Raw genomic sequence first — 5,107 nt, forward strand, 5'->3', positions numbered from 1 at the left:
CCCGTCGAGCAGCCCAGCTGCGAAATCCAGCACCCCGTCGACCGTCCCGAACAGCCCGGCATGCCCGGTCCGGCCGCCCATCGCCGAGCAATTCTCGTCATGCACCTCGCCCACCAGCACCCGCCCGCGCCACGAACAATGCTCGGTCGCGACCGCCGGCCCCGGCGGCGGCCCCCAGCTCAGTCCCGGCCCCAGCGGCAGCGCGTCCAGCCCCGCGCCGGTGATACGCTCGACCGCAATCCCCAGCAAAATGAAGTTGATGTCCGAATAGACCGCCGGCCCGTGCTTCCACTCGCGCTGCAACACGAACGCCCGCAGCCGCGCCGGATCGTCGCCATAGGTATAGATCGGCTCGACCGCGGGCAGGAACGTCCGGTGGACCAGACAGTCGCGAAACGTCAGCCGCCGCTCCGCCGCGCCGCCCACGTCATATTGCCGCAGGTCGGGGATCGCATCGGTCAGCGGCCGGTCGAGATCGATCCGCCCTTCGTCGGCCAGTTGCAGCACGAACCGCGTGGTCGCGATGACCTTGCTGACCGACGCCAGATCGAACCAATGCGCGCGGGTCAGCGGCACCTCGTCCGGCACCCGGCGGGCAAGGCCAGCGACCCGCACCTCCCGCGCGCCCTCGGCGGTCACGATCCCCAGCGTCGCCCCCGGTATCCGCCCCTCGGCGACATAGCGCGCCGCTTCGGCAAAGGCCCGATCGATCACGCATCATCCTCCCGCGCCCGGATTTTCGCCAGCGCCGGCAGCAACGGGATCGCGGCCAGGCTCACCGCCCCCGACAGCAGGAAGAACCCGTCATAGCCGATCACCCCGACCATCGATCCCCCCGCCCCCGCCAGCATCCGCGGCAACAGGAAAGCAAAGCCGGTCAGGAACGCATATTGCGCCCCCGGATGGCGCGGATTCACCAGCAGCGAGAGATAGACGACGAACACCGCCCCCGCAAAGCCGTTGCCGAACTGGTCGAGCGCGGTGGCGACATACAGCATCGCCTCGCTGACCGGCTGATGCGCCAGCCACACGAACCCGAAATTGCCGATCGCCGCCACGACCGCCCCCACCGCCAGCGCCCACAGCATCGGCCGCCGCGTGACCATCCATCCGCCCAAACCCACGCCGACCATGCTCGCCGCCAGCGCCACCACGCCATCCGCCCGCCCGATCTGGCTGAGCGTATAGCCCAAATCCTTGATCATCGGCTTGGACAGGTTCAGCGCCAGCACGTCGCCCATCCGGTACAGCGAGACGAAGACCATCAGCAGGATCGCGGCATACTGAAACCGCCAGAAGAAATCGACATAGGGCCCGATCGCGGTCGAGGTGCGGATCGGCGCGGTCGGCGGAGCCTTGCGGATCCATGGCAACCCCGCCGCCATCGCGACGAACGGCACCATGCACAGCCCCAGCACCCAGGGCGTGACGTTGCTCTTCGCATCGATCCCGATCCCCTCGGCCGCCGACAGCAGGACATAGCCGACCGCAGCGGTCACGGCACAAGCGGCGACGAGGATCACCGCCCCGCCCAAAATTCCGGTGGTCAGCGCCACCATCCGCCCCCCGCCCCGCCCGTCCTCGGGCCGCATCGCGGCAAGGATCGGAAACGGCAGGAACGCCGCGACCGCGATCAGCAGATAGGCGAGTGTCCACCCGCCATTGTCCGCCAGCAACAACGCCCCGCTGCCTGCCGCGACCATGGCCGTGCGGTATCCCCACAGGTTCGCGGCGACGATCGGCCCCTGCTGGTCCTGCGTCGGGAACAGCTCGATACGCCACGCATCGGCCGCGACCTCCAGCGTCGTGGTCCAGAAGGCGAGCAGCACCGCGAACAGCGCGGTGACGGGCAGGCTGGCGTCATCCGCCGTCCACGCCATCGCCCCCATCGCGGTGACGATGCCCAGCTGCGCCAGCATGATCCACCCGCGCCTCTTGCCCCAGAAGCGGCTGAACCCCGGCACATCGTACCGGTCGAGCAGCGGCGCCCACACGAACTTCAGCGTCGGCAGCAGTTGCACCCACGCGAAGAAACCCAGCACCGTCAGCGCCACGCCATGCGCCTGCAACCGCAGCGCCAGCACCGTCGAGAACATGTAGAAGGGCAGCCCGGCCGAAAAGCCCAGCAGCCCGTAGAGCAGCATCGCGCTGCGCCCTGGATGGACGACGGCGTCGGCGGGCGGGACCGCAGCGGCGGCGGATGCGGTCATGGCTACTCCGGACACGGCAAAGCGCGAACCTCAAACGATCCGCTTCCCACGTCAACCGGCCCATGACCGCCGGTTATACCCGCACGCATATTTCAATCGGCCTTGCGCAGGCCCCACTGGTCATAGGCGAAGCGATACGACCCGATCGAGAACCCATGCGCATCTCTCGCCTCGACCGCCGCATCCCCGACGCCCGGCGCCATCCACGCCGGAATGGCGATCCGGTCGACAGTCCCCCCGAACGCCCCGGCCAACGGCTGCGCCAGATCGACCAGCAGGTCGCGCGCACCCAGCCGCGTCGCCACCGCCTCGCCCCCGTCGAACGGCAGCCATTCGGTAAAGCGCCGCCGGAAGTCCAGCGCCACCTGCCCCGCCGCCTGGGCATCGACCGCCGCGCCGCCGTTGCGCTCGTTGCGGTGGTTCTGCCACGCCACCCCCAGCCGCTCCGCCAGTGCGTCGAGCAGTTCGGGATGCAGCGCCCGTTCGACCAGCAGCCGATTGTCGCGCGGAATGGCGATGTCCGGCCGGTCCTCCAGCAGCGCCAGCGTCGCCTCGACCGGCAACAGGTCGGGATAGGGCGCCACCCGCCTCGCCCCGCCCAGCCCGTGCAGCGCCCGCCCCTTCAGCAACGGCGTCAAATCCCGCTCCGCCGGCCGCAGCACGATCGCCCGCGCCTCCGCAAACGCCCCCCGCTCCGCCCGAGCATGCCGATGCAACCGCCCGATCCTTTGCAGCAGCACGTCGACCGGCGCGAGATCGGTCAGCAGCAGATCGGCATCGATGTCGAGCGACTGTTCCAGCGTCTGCGTGCCCACCAGCACCCGCCCGCCACGCCCGCGCCCCTTGCCGAACGCCGCGGTCACCGCCGTGTCCAGCCTTTCGCGGTCCGTCGCCGCAAAGCGCCCATGATGGACCGTCGCCACCCCCTCCACCGCAAAGGCCAGTTCGGGCGCCAGCTCCGCCACCGCCTGCGCCACCGCGACCGCCCCGGCCACGCTGTTGCGCACCACCAGCACCGCCGCCCCGTCGCGCGCCGCCTCCACCGCCCGCATCGCGATCGCCGACGCATCCTCCATGATCGGCGCGACCTCGACCCTGACCTGCTTGTCGCGTCCGGTCGCCCCGCGCGCCGCCCGCGGTGCCACGCCGCGCCCCGACAACGCCGGATAGGGCACTGCCTCCGCCGCTTCGGGCGACAGTGGCGTCTGCCGCAACAGCCGCGCCCGCGCGCCCGATCCCAGCGTCGCCGACAGCAGCAACGCCTTCCCGCCCGCCGCGCCATGCTGGTCGAGCAGCCGTTCGAGCAGCCCGGTCATATAGGCATCCGACGCATGGACCTCGTCGACCACCAAAAGGCTGCGCGCCAGCACGCTGGACCGGAACAGCGCATGCTTGACCGGCAGGACCCCCAGCAACGCCTGATCGATCGTCCCCACCGCCACCCGCGCCGCCAGAAAACGATTGGCCCGCTCCGCCGCCCACCGCTCCTCGCCCGTGGCGCCATCGTCCCAGCGCACCGCATAGCCCGGCAACGCCTGCCCGCTCGCATCGCCCGCCTTCAGATACCCCGGCACCGCCAGCACCGCGCGGGGACCATCCGCCCCCCATACCGAGGTCAGCATCGCATCGACCCGCCGCTGCAACTGCACCGCCGCCGACCGGGTCGGCAGCGCGAAGAACAGCCCGTCGACCTGTCCCGCGCGCCGCAGCTCCAGCCAGCGCCACAGCGCCGCCTCGGTCTTGCCCGACCCCGTCTCCGCCTCGATCAGCGCGACCGGCCCCCAATCGCCCGCCGCCGTCTGAAAGTCGTAGGGCGCATTGCCGAATGCCGCGACGAAATCGCCCGCCGGCGTGTCGAGCGCCAGCAGCCCCCGCGCCTCCGCCGCCGCCAGCGCCGCCTCCGCCCGCAGGGCGACCCGCTCTGCACCATGCGGCCCCGCCACCGGAAAGCGCTTGCTGTCCGATCCCAGCCAGTCCGCCAGCGTCACCAGCCCGGCAAACAACGCCACGAAGCGCGGCGCCAACGGGAGTGGCGGCCCGGCCTCCCACGCCCGCGGCCAGCGTTCGCGAACCGCCTCGATCAGCGGCACGACGGCGGCAGCAGGATCGCCGTCCCCCTCGGGCATCCAATGCCGGTTATGCCTGCCCCAATCGAGCGACGTCGCCGCTTCGTGAAACTCGCCCAGCGGCTTGCCATGATGCGCCATCACCGCCGCGAAATGCTGTTCGGCATCCCAGTCGTCGATCATCGCCTGCAACGCGACCGCCGCCGGCGTCCGCTTGAGCTTCGAATGGTTCAGCAGTGCGGCGACCTGGCCGGTATGACCGATCAACTCCGCCGCCGGATCGATCCGCGCCTGAAACCCGCGATTGGCCTTGCCCAGATCGTGCAGCGCCGCCAGCACCGCCAATCGCGAGATATCCTGCTCGCCGAGCGCCCGCCCCGCCGCCGCCTCCAGCGGACCGCGCCACGCCTGCAAGACGATCTCCGCCACCGCCCCGACGTCGAGGCAATGATCGACCAGCGGCAGCGCGGCCACCACGACCTTCTCCTCGTTCCGCAACAGCTTGGCCCAGGGGCGTTGCAGGTCGGGCATCATCGGCATCTCCATCCCGGCATGGTCGACGCTACCGGCGTTCGCGGCAAGGCAATTGATCCGAAACGGATGTTCCGGAAGTGACCGGCCGACATTCAGCGACGACCCGCCCCCCCTCGTCACCCCGGACTTGATCCGGGGTCCCGCTTCTTCTGCCACGCCCGCGCAGGCAAGCGGGACCCCGGATCAAGTCCGGGGTGACGGATGGGCTTTTGACCAACGGATCATCCTCCACCTGTTCGGGAAGAATATCCCAACGACGCCCATCACCGCGAAACCGGACCCAACCGCCATTGGCAC

General features: G+C 70.4%; 3 protein-coding genes. All 3 read right to left on the reverse strand.

The features are described 5' to 3' along the window. Nucleotides 1-714: serine hydrolase (locus CA237_RS19045; protein WP_164523930.1), on the reverse strand; the 714-nt coding region annotated here is incomplete at its 3' end. Further along, entirely contained in the window at nt 711-2,210 is a 1,500-nt protein-coding gene (locus CA237_RS19050) for a permease (RefSeq protein ID WP_066689727.1), read from the reverse strand. The genes CA237_RS19050 and CA237_RS19045, both read right to left, overlap by 4 nt. Nucleotides 2,211-2,302: 92 nt before the next feature. Next, nucleotides 2,303-4,810, reverse strand: coding sequence for a CRISPR-associated helicase Cas3' (gene cas3, locus CA237_RS19055; protein WP_164523931.1), 2,508 nt, complete (start codon nt 4,808-4,810; stop codon nt 2,303-2,305). Nucleotides 4,811-5,107: the final 297 nt, after the last annotated feature.

The sequence above is a fragment of the Sphingomonas sp. ABOLH genome, assembly GCF_003951715.1.
In the GTDB taxonomy this organism is placed as follows: domain Bacteria; phylum Pseudomonadota; class Alphaproteobacteria; order Sphingomonadales; family Sphingomonadaceae; genus Sphingomonas; species Sphingomonas hankookensis_A.